At 69.9% G+C, this 16,846-nt stretch carries 16 protein-coding genes; 10 read left to right on the forward strand and 6 right to left on the reverse strand.

All coding sequences use genetic code 11. The features are described from left to right. On the forward strand, nucleotides 1-1,744 hold a 1,744-nt coding region (locus ABLI39_RS17080; protein ID WP_349414752.1), incomplete at its 5' end, for a beta strand repeat-containing protein. Nucleotides 1,745-1,876: 132 nt separating this feature from the next. Next, complete coding sequence (locus ABLI39_RS17085; RefSeq protein ID WP_349414753.1) at nucleotides 1,877-2,128, forward strand: DUF2630 family protein; 252 nt, start codon at nucleotides 1,877-1,879, stop codon at nucleotides 2,126-2,128. Here the strand turns inward: ABLI39_RS17085 and ABLI39_RS17090 are convergent. The 4 genes from ABLI39_RS17090 to ABLI39_RS17105 all read right to left on the reverse strand — a co-directional run bounded on the left by ABLI39_RS17090 (nucleotide 2,116) and on the right by ABLI39_RS17105 (nucleotide 6,380). After that, complete coding sequence (locus ABLI39_RS17090; protein ID WP_349414754.1) at nucleotides 2,116-2,895, reverse strand: enoyl-CoA hydratase/isomerase family protein; 780 nt, start codon at nucleotides 2,893-2,895, stop codon at nucleotides 2,116-2,118. The genes ABLI39_RS17085 and ABLI39_RS17090 overlap by 13 nt on opposite strands. Beyond that, on the reverse strand, nucleotides 2,895-4,172 hold the full coding sequence (locus tag ABLI39_RS17095; RefSeq protein WP_349414755.1) for a CaiB/BaiF CoA transferase family protein: 1,278 nt from the start codon (nucleotides 4,170-4,172) through the stop codon (nucleotides 2,895-2,897). The genes ABLI39_RS17090 and ABLI39_RS17095 overlap by 1 nt, the downstream gene beginning before the upstream one ends. Next, nucleotides 4,169-5,488, reverse strand: a complete 1,320-nt coding sequence (locus ABLI39_RS17100; protein WP_349414756.1) for an MFS transporter — start codon at nucleotides 5,486-5,488, stop codon at nucleotides 4,169-4,171. The genes ABLI39_RS17095 and ABLI39_RS17100 overlap by 4 nt, the downstream gene beginning before the upstream one ends. Nucleotides 5,489-5,558: 70 nt before the next feature. Beyond that, complete coding sequence (locus tag ABLI39_RS17105; protein WP_502935246.1) at nucleotides 5,559-6,380, reverse strand: maleate cis-trans isomerase family protein; 822 nt, start codon at nucleotides 6,378-6,380, stop codon at nucleotides 5,559-5,561. A 163-nt stretch (nucleotides 6,381-6,543) separates the two neighbouring features. On the opposite strand from ABLI39_RS17105, the gene ABLI39_RS17110 reads away from it, so the two are divergent. The 3 genes from ABLI39_RS17110 to ABLI39_RS17120 all read left to right on the forward strand — a co-directional run bounded on the left by ABLI39_RS17110 (nucleotide 6,544) and on the right by ABLI39_RS17120 (nucleotide 9,957). Further along, nucleotides 6,544-7,362 (forward strand): IclR family transcriptional regulator, encoded by an 819-nt coding sequence (locus ABLI39_RS17110; RefSeq protein ID WP_349414758.1) that lies wholly within the window; start codon nucleotides 6,544-6,546, stop codon nucleotides 7,360-7,362. Nucleotides 7,363-7,408: 46 nt separating this feature from the next. After that, nucleotides 7,409-8,380 (forward strand): CapA family protein, encoded by a 972-nt coding sequence (locus ABLI39_RS17115; RefSeq protein ID WP_349414759.1) that lies wholly within the window; start codon nucleotides 7,409-7,411, stop codon nucleotides 8,378-8,380. A gap of 152 nt (nucleotides 8,381-8,532) precedes the next feature. After that, a complete protein-coding gene (locus ABLI39_RS17120) occupies nucleotides 8,533-9,957 on the forward strand; it encodes a S8 family peptidase (protein WP_349414760.1) in 1,425 nt (474 codons plus the stop codon). A 32-nt stretch (nucleotides 9,958-9,989) separates the two neighbouring features. On the opposite strand, the gene ABLI39_RS17125 is transcribed toward ABLI39_RS17120, so the two are convergent. After that, a complete protein-coding gene (locus ABLI39_RS17125) occupies nucleotides 9,990-11,045 on the reverse strand; it encodes an LLM class flavin-dependent oxidoreductase (RefSeq protein WP_349414761.1) in 1,056 nt (351 codons plus the stop codon). A 297-nt stretch (nucleotides 11,046-11,342) separates the two neighbouring features. Here ABLI39_RS17125 and ABLI39_RS17130 point away from each other — a divergent pair, with 297 nt between their 5' ends. The 5 genes from ABLI39_RS17130 to arfB all read left to right on the forward strand — a co-directional run bounded on the left by ABLI39_RS17130 (nucleotide 11,343) and on the right by arfB (nucleotide 16,210). Further along, nucleotides 11,343-12,698, forward strand: coding sequence for an ammonium transporter (locus ABLI39_RS17130; RefSeq protein ID WP_349414762.1), 1,356 nt, complete (start codon nucleotides 11,343-11,345; stop codon nucleotides 12,696-12,698). A gap of 64 nt (nucleotides 12,699-12,762) precedes the next feature. After that, complete coding sequence (locus ABLI39_RS17135; RefSeq protein WP_349414763.1) at nucleotides 12,763-14,637, forward strand: Na+/H+ antiporter; 1,875 nt, start codon at nucleotides 12,763-12,765, stop codon at nucleotides 14,635-14,637. A gap of 34 nt (nucleotides 14,638-14,671) precedes the next feature. After that, complete coding sequence (locus ABLI39_RS17140) at nucleotides 14,672-14,989, forward strand: DUF6221 family protein (protein WP_349414764.1); 318 nt, start codon at nucleotides 14,672-14,674, stop codon at nucleotides 14,987-14,989. A gap of 65 nt (nucleotides 14,990-15,054) precedes the next feature. Then, complete coding sequence (locus tag ABLI39_RS17145) at nucleotides 15,055-15,705, forward strand: NADPH-dependent F420 reductase (RefSeq protein ID WP_349414765.1); 651 nt, start codon at nucleotides 15,055-15,057, stop codon at nucleotides 15,703-15,705. 82 nt (nucleotides 15,706-15,787) lie between these two features. Continuing rightward, nucleotides 15,788-16,210, forward strand: a complete 423-nt coding sequence (gene arfB, locus ABLI39_RS17150) for an alternative ribosome rescue aminoacyl-tRNA hydrolase ArfB (RefSeq protein WP_349414766.1) — start codon at nucleotides 15,788-15,790, stop codon at nucleotides 16,208-16,210. A 48-nt stretch (nucleotides 16,211-16,258) separates the two neighbouring features. On the opposite strand, the gene ABLI39_RS17155 is transcribed toward arfB, so the two are convergent. Further along, the coding region (locus tag ABLI39_RS17155) for a DnaJ family domain-containing protein (protein ID WP_349414767.1) at nucleotides 16,259-16,846 on the reverse strand (588 nt) is incomplete at its 5' end.

Consider the following 16,846-nt stretch of genomic DNA (forward strand, 5'->3'; position numbering starts at 1 on the left):
CACCCAGGCCACCGCCCCCGTCACCGCACCGGTAACCCTAGGGGCCACGTCGATCGGCCTGCTCGGCGACTCCACCGCTACCAACGGTGGGAGCACCGCGGCCACCACGCCGACAGCGGCCAACAGCACCGGTGGGAACACCACCTCCGGCAGCGACGGCGCCGTCTCCGGCACCCAGGCCACCGCCCCCGCCACCGCACCGGTAACCCTAGGGGCCACGGCGATCGGCCGGCGTGGAGACTCTACCTCTACCAACTGTGGGGGCGCCGCGGCCACCACCCCGGCAGCGGCCAACAGCACCGGTGGGAACACCACCTCCGGCAGCGACGGCACCGTCTCCGGCACCCAGGTCACCGCACCAGTCACTGCGCCGGTAACCCTCGGGGCGACGTCGAGCGGGCTGCTCGGCGACTCCACCGCTACCACCGGTGGGAGCACCGCGGCCACCACGCCGGCAGCGGGCAACAGCACCGGTGGGAACACCACCTCCGGCAACGACGGCCTCGCCTCCGGCACCCAGGCCACCGCCCCCGTCACTGCTCCGGTGACCCTCGGGGCGACGTCGAGCGGGCTGCTCGGCGACTCCGCCGCCACCACCGGCGGGAGCACCGCCGCGGCGCCGGCCAGCAGCACCGGCGGGAACAACACCTCCGGCAGCGACGGCCTCGCCTCCGGCACCCAGGCCACCGCCCCCGTCACTGCTCCGGTAACCCTCGGGGCGACGTCGATCGGGCTGCTCGGCGACGCAACAGCCACCACCCGCGGGAGCACCACCGGCGGGACCAACCCCGCGGCGCCGGCCAACCGCACCGGCGGGAACACCACCTACGGCAACGACGGTGCCGCCTCCGGCACCCAGGCCACCGCACCCGTCACCGCTCCGGTAACCCTCGGGGCGACGTCGATCGGGCTGCTCGGCGACTCAACAGCCACCACCCGCGGGAGCACCACCGGCGGGACCAACCCCGCGGCGCCGGCCAACAGCACCGGCGGGAACCCCACCTCCGGCAACGACGGTGCCGCCTCCGGCACCCCGGCCACCGCACCAGTCACCGCACCGGTAACCCTCGGGGCGACGTCGATCGGGCTGCTCGGCGACGCAACAGCCACCACCCGCGGGAGCACCACCGGCGGGACCAACCCCGCGACGCAGGCCAACAGCACCGGCGGGAACAACACCTCCGGCAACGACGGTGCCGCCTCCGGCACCCCGGCCACCGCACCAGTCACCGCACCGGTAACCCTCGGGGCGACGTCGATCGGGCTGCTCGGCGACTCAACCGCCACCACCGGCGGGACCAGCCCGGGAACGACCGGCGGATCCGGCGCTTGGGCGCCGTCGGTCGGCACCGAAGGACACGGCACCGGCGGACAAGGAACCGCGTCCGGCACCCAGGTCACCGCACCAGTCACCGCCCCGGTGACTGGTGCGACGTCGGCCTGGTTGCTTGGTGGTTCCGCGGCCGGCACCGGAGCCCCGGCGGCCGGGGCTGACGAAACGGCCACCCCGCCGGGCAACCACTCCGGCGGCCACGCCTGGGGTGGCGCGTCAGGCCCCGGCACGGCCGCCGCCGCGCAGTGCACTGCCCAGACCGTGGGGTTCGCCTCCACCGGTCAGGCCGCACAGCTCAATGCCGCCGGAACAGGCACCGCCATCTTGGGCGCGAATAACGGGGCTAATCTTGCTGCCTTGGCTCTCCTGTGCGGAGGTGCCTTGCTGAAGCTGCGGCGCCGGTCCGCCTAGGCCCGGGCGGCCAGGAGGCCGGCAGGCGGGACCGCCGCGGGGCGGGCCCTCCTGCCGGCCTCTGGTCAGCCGTGGCGGCCGTGATTACGCTGGCGGTACCCGTTGCTTCAGGAATGCAGGAAGTAGGACACCATGGACGAACAGGACATCCTCGAGCGCATCACCTCGCTGGTGGAGGAGGAACGAGAGCTCCGGGAACGGGCAGAGTCCGCAAGTGCCGGCCATGACCACGTCCCGGACCGGCTCCGGCTCCGGCAGCTCGAGGAGGACCTGGACCAGTGCTGGGACCTGCTGCGGCAGCGGAGGGCCAAGAAACAATATGGCGAAAACCCGGACGACGCGGAGGCACGTCCCGTCACGCAGGTAGAGGGCTACAACGGCTGAGCCGGGTGGCTCTTGCGGTGCAGGAACGCCCCGACCCGCCAGCCAAACTCGGCCGGGTCCGTTGCCGGGCCCACTGGCAAGTCGCGCGCGGGCTGGGACAGCGGTCCGAGGCCGGTGTCTACCGCGGCTTTGGCGGCCCGGAGCGAGGCCGCGGAGAGGCTCTCCCAGAGCGCGAGCAGCTCAGCAAGCTCAGGCTCGGCCTTGTGGTCCGCCACGCAGGAGCTGACCAGGCCCATGGTGTGTGCTTCCGGCGCCCGCAGCAGGGTGCCCCGGTAGAACAGGTCCTTGGTGCGGGAGGGCCCGATCCGCAGGCTGATCCTGTTCGCAAATGAGGGCGGGACCAGGATTCCGAGGCGGGCGATCGGCATGCCGATCCGGGCCGATTCGGCCATCAGCTGCAAGTCGCAGGCCAAGGCCAACTGGCAGCCCGCCCCGGTCGCGGCACCCTCGACGACTGCAACGGTCGGCATGGGCAGGGCCTCGACCGCCTGCAAGGCCCACTCGATCGTCGCGAAGATCTCTTGCACGTCCACGGCGGCGGAGTGTTCCCATTCCCGCAGGTCCGAGCCCGAGCAGAAGGTGCCGCCGCGGCCACGGATAACGACGGCGTGCACCTCCTGGGCAGCCAGTGACCGGGCGGCTTCCCCGAGCGAGCGCCATTCGGCCGCCCCCATCGCGTTGAAGCGCTCCCCGCTTCCCACCGTGATGGTGGCCACCGGCCCCGAGTGCTCGACGGACACGGCTTCCATGGTCTGCTGCCCCGCCATCACTGGACAGCACCCGCGCGCCGGAGCCCGGCGATCGAAGGCTCATCGAGGCCAAGACTGGCCAGGACTTCGTCGGTGTGCTGGCCCAGAAGCGGTGGCGCCGTGCGCACGGACGCCGGGGTGCGCGTGAGGCGCACCGGGCAGCCCACCACCTTCATTGGCCCTACTGTGGGGTGGTCCAGTTCGGCCACCATGCCCCGGGCCCGGACCTGCGGGTCGGCCAGGGCCTGGTCGACGGTCTGGATCGGGCCCACCGGGACGCCGGCCTGGTCCAGGATCCGCACCCAATCCTCGGCGCTGCGCGTGCGCAGGACCGCCTCAATCCTGGGAATCAGGGTGTCCCGGTGCGCCACCCGGGAGGGGTTGGTGGCGTAGTTCGGGTCGTCCGCGAGTCCCTGGTCGCCGAGGGCCGCGGCGAAGCGCCGCCACAGCCCGTCGTTGCCTACGGCGACCATGACGAAGCCGTCCGAGGTGGGGAACGCCTGGTAGGGGGCGATCGTCGGATGGGCCGAGCCGTAGCGCGTGGGGATATCGCCGCTTGCGAAGTAGCCGCTGGAGACGTAGGTCAGCCAGGAGACGGATCCGTCGAGCAGGCTGATGTCCACCCACTGTCCGTTCCCCGTGCGCTGCTTCTCATGCAGCGCGGCAAGCACACCGATGGTCGCCCACATTCCGGCAACAAGGTCGGCACTGCTGACTCCTACCCGTACCGGCGGCCCGTCTGCCTCACCGGTGACGCTCATGATGCCGCTGCGCGCCTGGGCGATCGCGTCGTACCCCGGCCGGAGGGCGTCCGGCCCCGTCTGCCCGTAGCCGCTGATCGAGGCGTAGACCAGTCCGGGGTTGTCCCGCGAGAGCTCTTCGTACCCAAGACCGAGCCTCGCCGCCGTGCCAGGCCGGAAGTTCTCGACCAGCACATCCGCCTTCAGGGCCAGGCGCCTAACCGCGGCCAGGCCCTCGGGTGACTTGAGGTTGACCGCCAGGCTGCGCTTGTTCCGGTTCACGGAGAGGAAGTAGGCGGCTTCCTCGCCCTGGAACGGCGGCCCCCACTGCCGCGTGTCGTCGCCTTGTCCGGGCTGTTCGATCTTGATGACGTCGGCCCCTAGGTCTGCCAGGGTCATGGTGGCGAAGGGTCCGGAGAGGATCCGGCTCAGGTCGAGGACCAGCAGGTCCCTGAGCGGTCCGGCCACGCCGGCCGGGTCCGCCGGCTGCGGCGCCGTCAGTGGGTCGGCGCCTGCCGTTTCGTCAGGCGCGATGCCCGCATGCGTCAGGCTCATACAGTTGCTTCCGTCTTGATTTCAGGGCTTTCTTCGAAGCGGTGGGCTGCCTTCGGCAGGAAGATCAGGGCCACCATGGCGATGGCACAGCAGGCGATTATGTACAGCGAGATCGCGGTCGAATTGCCGTACTGGGCCAGCAGCGCGGCGGCGATCAGCGGCGCGGGGCCGCCGGCCACGACGCTGGCCAGCTGGTACCCCAGGCCGGCGCCGGTGTAACGGATGTCCGCGTCGAAGCTCTCCGCAATGAGCGCCGCCTGCGGTCCGTACTGGATGTCGTGCAGGATCAGGCTCACGACGATCGCCACCCCCACGATGAATGGCTCGCGGGTGTCCAGCATCGCGAAGTACGGGAACGCGAAGAGGGCCGTCAGCACGATGCCCACGCCATACACCTTGCGCCGGCCGAACTTATCGGAGAGCCAGCCGAAGAGCGGCACGCTCACCAAGCCGAGGGCGGCCGCGATCAACGTGTCATCCAGGATCGAGTTGCTGTTGAGCTGCAGGTGCTTGACGGCGTAGGTGATCACGAAGGTGATGAAGAGGTAGAACGGCGCCTGTTCGGACATGCGGACCAGCGCAGAGAGCAGGATTTCCTTGGGCTGTCGCTTGATGACCTCGATCAGGGGGTTCCGGACAATCTTGTTGGACTTGCGGACGGCCTCGAAGTCCGGGCTCTCGATCACACGCAGGCGGACGAAGAGGCCGACGCCGATCAGCAGAATGCTGATGATGAACGGAATACGCCAGCCGAAGGAGGCAAAGCCTTCCGTGCCCGTGATCCCGGAGGTGATGCGGACAACGCCGGTCGAGAGGACCAGGCCAAGCGGCACGCCGATCTGCGGCCAGCTGGCGGAGAAGCCGCGGCGTCCCCGGCGCCCCCACTCCATGCTCAGTAGCACCGAGCCGCCCCACTCGCCGCCGACGCCGATGCCCTGGATGATCCGCAGCAGCGTCAGCAGGATCGGAGCCGCGACGCCGATTGCCTGGTAGGTGGGCAGGAAGCCGATCAGCACGGTGCCGAAGGCCATCAGGAAGAGGGTGGCCATCAGGGTGGTCTTGCGGCCGATGCGGTCCCCGTAATGGCCGAAGATTGCCGCGCCGACAGGGCGGGCCACGAAGCCCACGAACTGGGTGCCGAAGGCGAAGAGAACGCCGGCGAAGGCGTTCTGGCCGGGGAAGAACAGCTGCGGGAAAACCAGGGCGGCAGCGGTGCCGTAGAGGAAGAAGTCGTACCACTCGATGGTGGTGCCTACGACGCTGGCAATGGTCGCGCGGCGTGCCGCCTGCTCCCGGGTCACTGCTTGGGTTGTCATCATCACTCCGTTGTATTGATGTTGAGGGCTCGCGCCCTTATGGATGGCGCCGTGGTGGCGCGGTTGAAGGTCAGGCAGGAACCGGGGCACCGGTGCGCACGCCGCCGGCCAGCAGGAGTCCGGCGCCGTGCATCGCCGGCGTGTGTCCGAGTGCGTTGAGGATCTCGAAAGTGGTGGCTGTCGCTGCCGTGATGACCGGCACGCCGAGTGCGTCCTCGACGGTCTGCACGGCGGCCAGCGACGGCATCTGAACGCAGGCGGACAGGACGACGGCGTCCACGCCCTCCGTGTTGAGCCGGTCCGCGATGCCCGGCAGGGCAAGCGGATCGAGCCGACCCACTTCAAGGTTGTCGGCTACCGAGAGGCCGATCACGTCCTGCACGGTGATGCCCGCGCCCTCGATGTAGTCGCTGACGGTTTTGGTCAGCTCAGGCAGGTAGGGCGTGACCATTGCCACCCGGCGCGCGCCCAGGTGCTGCAGGGTGCGCACCAGGGCGCCGGCGCTGCTGGTGACCGCCGCCGGATGGCCGTTGGCCTCGGCGGCCTGCGCAATGATCTCCTCGGAGCCGGCGTGGGCCCCCGGGCCCTGGGCCATCACCGCGACCAGGCAGGCATAGGCGATGACGTCGACGTCGGCGTCGGAGACGGACGTGGCGCAGTCCGCCGCCTTGGCCACCATGGCGGCGAGCTCGGCCGCCGTCACGTTCTTCAGGGCCGCCCGGGCCGAGTGGAAGGTGTACCGGTGGCCTGTCGCTTCGCTCTGCCGGCGGAAGAGTTCCGGAAGCTCTGTTTCCATCGTGCTGTTCGAGCTGGGAACGATCAGCCCGATCCTGGTTGGGCCGGCGGCCGGTCGCGCCGTACTTGATTGCTCCACGCCCCGCGGTGTGCTCACAGTCTGTCTCCAAGTCGTTGTCCGAACGTATCAAATCCCACATTGTGAGGCCGTGACCCATCCTGCGGGAAATGTTAGTCTGATGTCAATACCCTCAAAGGACCCTTTCGCCCAAGCGCACGTAGCACGGCAGGGTCCGCCCCGAACAAAGGAAAACCGCGCGTTGGCAAGAGAACAGGGCACCGGATCGACCCCGCTGCTCGTGCTGGGCAAGGTGACGGAAATCCTTAACTGCTTTTCGCTCGAGGAGCCGGACCCGACCCTGGCGCAGATCGCGCGCCAGACCGGCCTGCCCACCAGCACCTGCCAGCGGCTCGTGCAGAACATGGTCCGCGAGGGCTTCCTGGACCGCGACGGTGACCGTTACCGGATCGGCCTGCGCCTGGTCCAATGGGCCAGCCCTGGCACCTTCGGGCTGGACATCGTGCGCATCGTGCGTCCGATCCTGCAGCAGTTGCGTGACGACACCGGGGAAACAGCCTGCCTCTATATCCGGGACGGAGCCTTTCGCACCGTCGTCGCCGTCGCGGAGACCCGCCACGTGGTGATGCGCCCGTTCCGGGTGGGGCAGGTGATGCCGATCCACGCCGGGGCGCCGGGCAAGATCTTCCTCGCATTCGACCCCGGAGCGCGGGAGGCGCTCGCCGGTATGGAGCTGACGCGCTTCACGCCGAACACCCCCGCCAGCTGGGACGTGCTGGACGAGCAGGTCGAGCAGGCGCGCGGTCAGGGGTTCTTCGCGGCGTTCGGTGAGCGGAACAGCGACGTGGGCTCGATCAGCGCGCCGGTCTTTGATCACACCGGCGAGCTCGCCGGGGTCCTCGGACTGGGCTTCCCCACGCAACGGGTGACCATTGCCGACGTCGGACGCCTGGGTCCGGCAGTGTCGGAGGCGGCCAGGGCCGCCTCAGTTGCTCTGGGGCAGCACACCGCCGCGGCCCCGCCCAAGGCCGGCCGGTCGCGCGGGGCCGCCGCACGCTGACCGCCGTAGCTTCCCCTCCCCCTGAAGGGCGGTCCATGCTGGTGCCATGCAGATCGCGTTCGTCGGCGACGTAATGCTCGGCCGGCTGGTGAACGAGCGGCTGAAGACCGCCGGCCCGGCGTACCCCTGGGGTGACACCCTGCCCGTCCTCCGGCAGGCGGACCTGAGGATCGCCAACCTCGAGTGTGTGCTGGCCGATGGCGGCGTCCCGGAACCGGGCAAGGTCTTTACCTTCCGCTCCGATGCCGAAAACGTGCGCAGCCTCGTCGCCGCGCAGATCGACGTCGTCTCCCTGGCCAACAACCACGTCCTCGACTACGGGCCGGACGCGCTGCGGGAGATGCTGCCGGTGCTGGATCGGCACGGGATCCTCCACTCCGGGGCCGGCCCGGACCGGGACTCGGCCCGGCGGCCCGCGGTGCGCAGGGTGGGGGCCGACGCCGTCGGATTCGTGGCGTTCACGGACAACCAGCCGGACTGGGAGGCGGCGCCCGGCTCCCCCGGCGTTTACTACGTTCCGGCGGAGGCCACCGGGGAACGCGTCGAGGAGCTCCTGGAACTGGTCCGGCGGACCGCATCACGCGTCCGGCTCCTCATCGTCTCGGCGCACTGGGGCGGGAACTGGGGCTCCGAGGCCCCGGCCGCCCACCGGGCCCTGGCGCGGCGGCTGGTCGACGCGGGTGCCGGCGTCGTCTTTGGGCATTCGCCGCATATCGTCCGCGGCGTCGAGGTGTACCGGGGCCGGCCGGTTATTTACGGCGCGGGGGACTTCGTCGATGACTACGCCGTGGACCCGGAGGAACGCAACGACCGGTCCTTTGTCTTCCTGCTGGAGACCGACGGCGGGACGCCGCGGCGGCTCCGGATGGTTCCCACGGTCATCGCTGACTTTCAGGCCCGACTTGCGGGGCGCAGTGCCCGGAGCATCACCGGCCGGATGAAGCGGCTGTGCGCGGACCTGGGCGCCGCGGGCAGCTGGGATGAGGCCGGCGGCTGCCTGGAAATGCCGCTGGCGTAACCGCCCGCCGGTCCGTCACCGTGCCGCGGCAACCATTTACCCCCTGATTTTTCCGCGCCGCAGGCCTACCATGAGGGACGGGGGGCACTCGAAAGCGACAACGCTTACTGGAGGCCACGATGTTCACCACTGTCCGCAAAATCTTCCCGCGCATGCAGAAAACATTCGTGGCTACGGGCTGGCACCGCCCCCGGCCCGGCGCCGCCTCTCCCCCGCCGGACGCCGCACGGCCGCGGCGCTTCCTGGCCGGCGCGGCCGCCCTCGCGTTGGCCGCCGGAGGCGGGGTCGCCGCCGCCGCACCCGCGGCCGCCGCCTCGGCCCAGAGCTACATCGTGGTGCTCAAGGACACCGCCGGAGACCCGGGGGCCGTGGCCGCCGCCCACCAGGGGAAGTTCGGTTTCACGGCCTCAAAGGTCTACCGGGACGCGGTAAGCGGGTACTCCGGCACCATGACGGCGGCCCAGGCCGGCAGCCTCGCCGCCGACCCGAGCGTCGACTTCGTCACCCTCGGCCGGCACTTCGACAAGCCGCTGGAGCCCAAGGCGCCCAACACCGAGGTGGCGCCGTTCTGGTGGCTGCGGATCGGCGGCAGCCTGGAAGACGCCAGGGAAGGCGCCAACCAGCGGGCCAGCAAGGACGACGGCGGTTCGGGCGTCAATGTGGCGGTCATCGACAGCGGCATCGACGGCAGCCACCCGGACCTCAATGTGCGCGGCGGAGTGGACTGCACCAGCGGCGAGCCGGTCAAAGTGACGCCCGTTGACGTGATGGGCCACGGAACGGCAGTGGCAGGCGTCATCGGGGCCCGCAACAACGGCGCCGGCATCATCGGTACGGCGCCGGGAACCCCGCTCTGGTCTGTCCGGGTGGTGTCCGACCAAGGATCCATCACCGAGGCCAGCCTGATCTGCGCCATTGACTGGGTGACCTCGACCCGCCGGGACAAGGACCGGAACAACGACATCGACGTCGCCAACATCAGCATCGCCGGCCCCGGTTCCAACACGCCCAACTGCGGCAAGGGAACGGACCCCATCCACTACGCGATCTGCCGCTCGGTCCGGGCCGGGGTGGCGTACGCGGTCGCGGCCGGAAACGCCGCCTCGGACGTCGCCGGAACGATCCCCGCGGCCTACCACGAGGTCGTCACGGCCACGGCCATGGCGGACTTCGACGGGCGCCCTGACGGGCTCGCCCCCAGCATCTGTGGCCGGGACGACTGGAGCGCGATCGGCCAGCGGGACGACCAGCCGGCGTTCTTCTCGAACTACGCGGTCAACATCAAGGACCAGCGGCACACCGTCGCGGCGCCGGGCGTGTGCATCTTGTCCACGGCCCCGGGCGGCTACAGCGTCAACCACGGCACCAGCTTCGCCAGCCCAGCGGTGGCCGGTGCGATGGCCCAGTGCATCAAGCAGAAGGCCTGCCGAGGGTCGGGCGCCGACATCAGCGAGCAGTTCCTCGACCTCGCCGAGTCGTACAACAAGCGGCATCACGACTTCGGGTTCGCCGGCGACCCGCTGCGCCCGGCGGGACCGAAGTACTACGGCTACCTGACCCAGATCATCCGGTTCTAGGGCCAGGGGTCTTTCGGGGATCGGATGGCTGCTCAGCCGCGCCTTGAAGCGCCCGCGCCGGCGGTGCCGATCTCGCGGTTCACCGCGGGCATGATCTCGGTGGCCAGCAGCTCGATTGAGCGCGCGGTCTCGGCAAAGGGCAGGCTGCCGAGTCCGATCTGGGCCAGGTAGCGGCTGTTGCCGAGGGTGGCGTGGATTTCCAGCAGCTTCTCGATGACCTGCTGCGGACTTCCCACCAGGAGGCCGCCGCCGGGCTCGGTCCACTCGTCAAAGGTGGCGCGCGGGAAGTGGTCCACCGGGCGCGGCATGTTCTGCTCGAAGTAGGCGCGGTAGTGCGGGTAGAAGGTGTCGCGGGCCTGCTGCGACGTGCGCGCGACGTAGAAGTGGCCGCCCGCGCCCACCTGAAGCCCGGCGGCATCGTGGCCGGCGTCGGCCGCGCTCTGCCGGTAGAGCTCCACGAGCCGGCGGAACCGGGCGGGACCGGACAGCAGCGCAACGAACAGCGGCAGGCCGTTTCGTCCGGCACGGGCAAAGCTCGCCGGCGTCCCGCCCACACCCACCCAGACGGGCAGTTTGTCCTGCACCGGCCTCGGCGCCACGTCCATTCCGGCCAGGTTCTGCGTCAGGCGCCCCTGCCAGTCAACGACGGCGTTGTCCCGCAGTTCCAGCAGCATCCGCAGCTTCTCGTCGAAGAGGTCGTCGTAGTCCTCCAGCCTGTGCCCGAACAGCGGGTAGGACTCCACAAAGGCGCCCCGGCCCACGATGATCTCGGCGCGGCCGTCGGAGATCAGGTCCAGGGTTGAAAACTGCTCGAAGAGGCGCACCGGGTCCTGGGTGGAGAGCACCGTGACGGCGGTGCCGAGCCGCAGGTTCGTGGTTTCCCGGGCGATCGCGGCGAGCACGATTTCCGGCGCCGAGAGCGCAAAGTCGTGGCGGTGGTGTTCCCCGAGGCCGAGGAATCCCAAACCGGCCTGGTCGGCCAACTTCGCCAGCTCGATGATCTCCTTCAACCGCCGCTGCGGCGACGGGGAACTGCCGGTGCTGATGTTGCGGGAAAGCTCGCCAAAGGTAAAGATGCCAAAGTCCATGTTTTATTGAACATTCAAGTATCGAGTTTCATTCCGGGGCCCGCTTCGACGGTTCCCTGCCCGCTCGACGCTTGGAAACGTCGAGCGGGCAGGGAACCGTCGAAACGGCGCAGGAGAGCCGTCGTTAACATGCCCGAAACATGGCCGTGACGCCATCTTCACACAACACCGATTCCTGTAACTTCCCTGCAACGTAGTTCCCGACTGCCTGAAACACCGGCCCGCGAGGATTAAACCCGGTTGGGGGCCGGCGGCGAGGTGCCCCGGTATGGCGATTTGTTGAGAAGGGACACGCAGGTGGAACTCACTGCGGGAAACATCTGGATCATGGTCTCGGCGGCCCTCGCGCTGCTCATGACCCCGGCTCTGGGCCTCTTTTACGGCGGCATGACTCGGGCCAAGGCCTCCCTGAACATGATCATGATGAGCTTCGTCTCGGCCGGCATCGTCGGCGTGGTCTGGGTGCTCTGGGGCTACTCCATGACCGGCGGCAAGGGCGTCCTGGGCATCTTCGGGGACCCGTTCGCCAGCTTCGGCCTGAACGGACTGATGGGCTCCCCCGAGCTCCTCAAGGCCGGCTTCAGCGCAACCTTCGCCATCATCACCGTCGCCCTGATCAGCGGCGCCATCGCCGACCGCGCCAAGTTCACCGCCTGGGCGCTCTTCGTTCCCGTCTGGATCACCCTGGTGTACTGCCCGCTGGCCTTTATGGTCTGGGGCGGCGGCCTGATGAGCGCCGGCGGGGCTGTCAGCTCCGTTTTCGGCCAGGTGATCGACTTCGCCGGTGGCACCGTGGTCGAAATCAGCTCCGGCACCGCCGCCCTGGTGCTGGTCATGATCCTGGGCAACCGGCACGGCTTCGGCAAGGACCCGGCCCACAGGCCGCACAACATCCCCTTCATCATGCTCGGCGCCGGCATCCTCTGGTTCGGCTGGTTCGGCTTCAACGCCGGTGCGGCGACGACGGCGGAACAGGCCGGCCTGATCTGGGTCAACACCCTCGCGGCCCCCGCCGCAGCCATGCTCAGCTGGCTGGTGGCCGAAAAGGTCCGCCACGGCCACCCCACCTCGCTCGGCGCCGCGTCCGGCGTGGTGGCCGGCCTGGTCGCGATCACGCCCTCTTGCGCCAACGTCAGCCCGCTCGCCGCTATCGGCCTGGGCCTGGTGGCTGGCGCCGCCTGCTGCGTCTTCGTAGACCTGAAATACAAGTTCGGCTTCGATGACTCGCTCGACGTCGTCGGCGTGCACCTGGGCGGCGGGCTCATCGGGACCCTGGCGCTCGGCTTCATCGCCCTCCCGGTGGACGGCCAGGGCGGCGGACTCTTCTACGGCGGCGGCCTGCACCAGCTGGTTGCGCAGACCGTGGCCGTGCTGATCACGGTCACGCTGTCCGGGCTGGGCACGGCGGTCATCGGGCTCGCGCTGCACAAGAGCATCGGCTTCCGCGTCAGCCACGAGGACGAGGTGGCCGGCGTCGACCGCTCGGAGCACGCCGAGACCGCCTACGAATTCGACGGACTGGCACACAGCCGCTTCAACCCGTTCGGCCACCACCTCCAGGCCCACCACGTGAACGCCCACGCGGCGGCCACTGCTGCTGCAGCTGCCCGGAACGGCCAGGAGCAGCGCCTGCGGGAAGACAGCTTTGCGTAACACCGCGGGGCCGGCCGGGAGCCGATCGGCATCCGCCGAAAGACCCGCCTGACAGAATGGCCTGATGGAACTCGCCCTCGGACTCCTGGTGCTCGTGGCCGTTGTCTGTGCCGGCAGCGCACTGGGCCGCAAGCTCAACGTCTCCGTCCCCCTGCTGCTGGTGCTGGCCGGCGTCGCGGGTTCCTTCCTCCCCTTTGTCCCGCCGATCGAGCTGAATCCGGAGCTGGTCCTGATCGGGCTGTTGCCGCCTCTGCTCTACGCCGCGGCGCTGCGGACCTCGCTCTTCGACTTCGGCTCCAACCGCCGCGCCATCGGGCTGCTCTCGGTGGGTTATGTCATTTTCGGAACCCTCGCCGTGGGCTTGGTGGTCTGGTGGCTGTTCCCGGAAATTCCGCTGGCCGCTGCGATCGCCCTGGGTGCCGTGGTGGCGCCGCCGGACGCCGTGGCCGCGACCTCCATCGCCCGGAAGGTGGGCATGCCCCGCCGGATTGTGACCATCCTCGAGGGCGAATCCCTGGTCAACGACGCCACCGCGCTGGTCTGCCTCCGCGCCGCCATCGCGGCCATTGCCGGAACGGTGTCCGCGGCCGGGATCGCCGGCGGATTCCTGCTCGCGGCCGGCGGCGGGCTGGTGGTGGGCCTGGCCGCCGCCTACGTCCTGACCGAGCTCCGCAAGCGGATCCGGAACGTCGCCATCAACACCTCGACGTCGTTGATGGCCCCGTTCGTCGCCTACCTCCCCGCTGAGGCGATCCACGCCTCCGGGGTCCTCGCCGTCGTCGTCGCCGGGCTGGTGATGGGCACCAAGGCGCCGTCGATGCCCAACGGGGCCGCCCGGCTGAGCCAGCGCAGTAACTGGAACACCGTGCAGTTCCTGCTGGAAAACTCCGTGTTCCTGCTGATCGGCCTGCAGGTCAGCACCATCATCGAGGGTGTTCAGGACGACTCGCTGGGCGCCGGGCGGATCTGGGTCGGCTGCGCGGTGATCCTGCTGGCGGTGCTGGTGCTCCGGCCGGTGTGGGTGTTCCCTGCAACGTACCTGCCCCGGCTGATACCGTCCATCCGGCGCAAGGACCCGGCGCCGCCGTGGCAGTTCGCCGCGATTGTGTCCTGGGCGGGGATGCGCGGGGTGGTGACGCTGGCGGCGGTGCTGGTGCTGCCCTCGGACCTGGAACACCGGCCGGTGCTGGTCCTGGCCGCCCTGGTGGTGGTCGGCGGCACGCTGGCCCTGCAGGGCTTCAGCTTGCCGGCGCTGGTCCGGCTGCTCCGGGTGCAGGGCCCGGACCAGCGCGAGGACGCCCTGAACCAGGCGTCCCTGATGCAGCTGGCCACCGCGGCCGGGGTGGCGCGGCTGCAGGAACTGCGCACGGACAACGATCCCCCGGAGGTCGTGGCCATGCTGAAGCGGCGGACCCAGGAGCGCGGCCTGGCGGCCTGGGAACGGCTGGGCCGGCCGGCTGCGGAGGCCGCGACCCCCAGCCAGCGCTACGCCCAGCTGCGCCTCGCCATGCTGGACGCGGAACGGGCCAAGGTGCTCGAGTTGCGCCGCGGCGGCGAGTATGCCCACGAGGTGCTCAGCGAAGTCCTGGACCGGCTGGACGTGGAGGAATCCATGCTGGACGTCGCGCTGGAGGAGCTGGACACCGCCGGCGACGGCGGCGGGGAAGGAATCGCGCGGCCGGGCGGGGTCTGCGGACACCTCGAAGCCGCGCCGGACCCGCAGGTTCCGCGCGATCCCTTCTGTGCGGACTGCCGCCGGGAGGGCACGACGCCGGTCCACCTCCGGATGTGCCTGGCGTGCGGGACCGTGGGCTGCTGCGATTCCTCCCCCGGCACCCACGCCTCAAAACACTTCGAGGCCACCGGCCACCCGGTCATGCGGAGCATCGAACCGGGCGAAGACTGGCGCTGGTGCTATGAGGACGACTTGCTGGGGTGATGCCAAGGCCGCCCGCCGCGCGTACCCTCGGTTTGTGGACATTGTCGAGTTTCTGTCCGACCGAATTTCCGAGGACGAAGCCGCGGCCCGGACCCTGCTCAGCGACCGGACCGTCTCCAAGTCCGGCGAATGGTACGAACAGCGCCTGCTCCTCGAATGCGAGGCGAAGCGGCGGCTGATCGGCGTCGTCGAGGCGGCACGGCAGTCGGCGCTCGCCGCGATGGTCAGCGATTCCCTGCAGGAGTCGCACTGGGCCCCGCGGTCGCTGGACTGGATGGAGCGCTCGCTGCAGGCCCTGGCGCTGCCCTATTTCGACCATCCGGACTTCGAACAGGACTGGCTTCGCCCCTGAGCTGAAACCGCGCTCGGATTGGCGGCGCGTGAAATATCCCCGGCCGGGACGCCGTTGGCCCGGATATGACAACAATCGGAATCATCGGTGCAGGACACATTGGCAGCCAGCTCGCACGCAAGGCGGTCAAGCTCGGCTACGACGTCGTGATCAGCAATTCCCGCGGGCCCGAAACGCTCGCGAACCTAGTCGCTGAACTCGGGCCCAAGGCCCGCGCAGCGACCGCGGCGGAGGCCGCCGCGGCCGGCGATTTCGCCGTCGTTACCGTCCCGCTGAAGAGCATCTTGGACATTCCGGCCGAGCCCCTCGCCGGCAAGATCGTGATCGACACCAACAACTACTACTGGGAGCGCGACGGACGGTTCCCGGCCCTGGACAACGGCGAGACCACGACGTCGGGACTGCTGCAGGAGCACCTTCCCGCCTCCAAGGTGGTCAAGGGGTTCAACCACATCATGGCCACCCAGATCGCCACCGACGGCACTCCCGCCGGCACGGAGAACCGGCGTGCGCTGGCCACCGCGAGCGACTTCCCGGAGGCCGCCGAGCTCGTGACCCGGCTCTACGACGAATTCGGTTTCGACACCGTCAACATCGGCCCGCTGTCCGAGAGCTGGCGTGTGGAACGGGACCGCCCGGCGTACGTGGTCCGCCAAAACGCCGCCGAACTCCGGGACAACCTGGCCAAGGCACCCCGCACCGTCCGCGCCCACTAGGATCCGTCACGACGGCGGCGGCGGCGGCGCTTGCAAGCAAATGGCGGGACACCCCCCACGGATAACGTGCGACGCTAGTGGCATGGACCTGGAGGTGTCACCCGCGCTTACTATCCCGGCGTCGGAACTCGGCTGGCGGTTCTCCCGCTCGTCCGGGCCGGGCGGCCAGCACGTCAACACCTCGGACAGCCGGGTCGAGCTCTCCTGGAATGTGGCCGAGTCCGCGGTGCTCTCGGACGGCCAGCGGCTGCGGCTCATCTCGCTGCTGGGCCAACGCCTCATCGACGGCGTCATCACCGTGTCCGCCTCCGAGCGGCGCTCCCAGCTGCGGAACCGCGAGATGGCCCTGGCCAAGCTCTCCGCCCTGGTCGCGGAGGGCCTCGCTCCCGACGCCGCCCGCCGCCGGGCCACCAAGCCCACCCGCGCCTCGAACCGGCGGCGCCTCGCGGCGAAGGAACAGCGGGCAGCGACGAAGCAGCAGCGACGGCGGCCGCCCGCCGAATGATCCGGGCCGTAGCCGCATCCAGCCGCGGCGCACCCAGCCGTAGTGTGCCTAGCCGCGGCTCCAGGACCGCCGCCACCAGGACCGCTTCGGTTCCGGTGCGGGCGCGGCGGCGGCAGCCGCGGCAGCCGCCGCCGCCCGGCGTTCGCGCCACCGCGCGAGCTCGGCGTCGACGTCGCGGGTCCTCGTGACCACCGGGGGTCCGCCCTGGAGCTGGCGCCGGGCGTCGATCACACGGGCGTTGAAGTCGGCAAGGATGTCCCGCACCTGCTTTTCGGAGAACTGCTCATCAAGTCGGGCATCGAGGGCGGCGTCCTCGGTGCGGAGCAGGATGGCCGTCGGACCCAGTCCCGTGATGTTCTCGCGCTGGAGCAGCCCCTTGACCCACCAGTCCGGGTCGTACACCTCGCCGAGTCCGGGGATGGGTTTGCCGGCGTACTTGAGGTTGTCGAACTTCCCCTGCGCCATGGCGTCGCGGATCAGGTAGTCGGCCTTGGCGGCGTCGTCCACCGCGGCCCGCTTCTGCCGGAGTTCCTCCTCGGCCGCGCTGAGCTCGTCGTTCTCCTGCACCGTGCTGCCGCTGGCCCGGATGGAGCGCAACTCTGCCGCCCGTTCCACCCGGCGCCGGAACGCCGAGCC

Source organism: Pseudarthrobacter sp. B907 (genome assembly GCF_040137805.1).
Classification (GTDB): Bacteria; Actinomycetota; Actinomycetes; order Actinomycetales; family Micrococcaceae; genus Arthrobacter.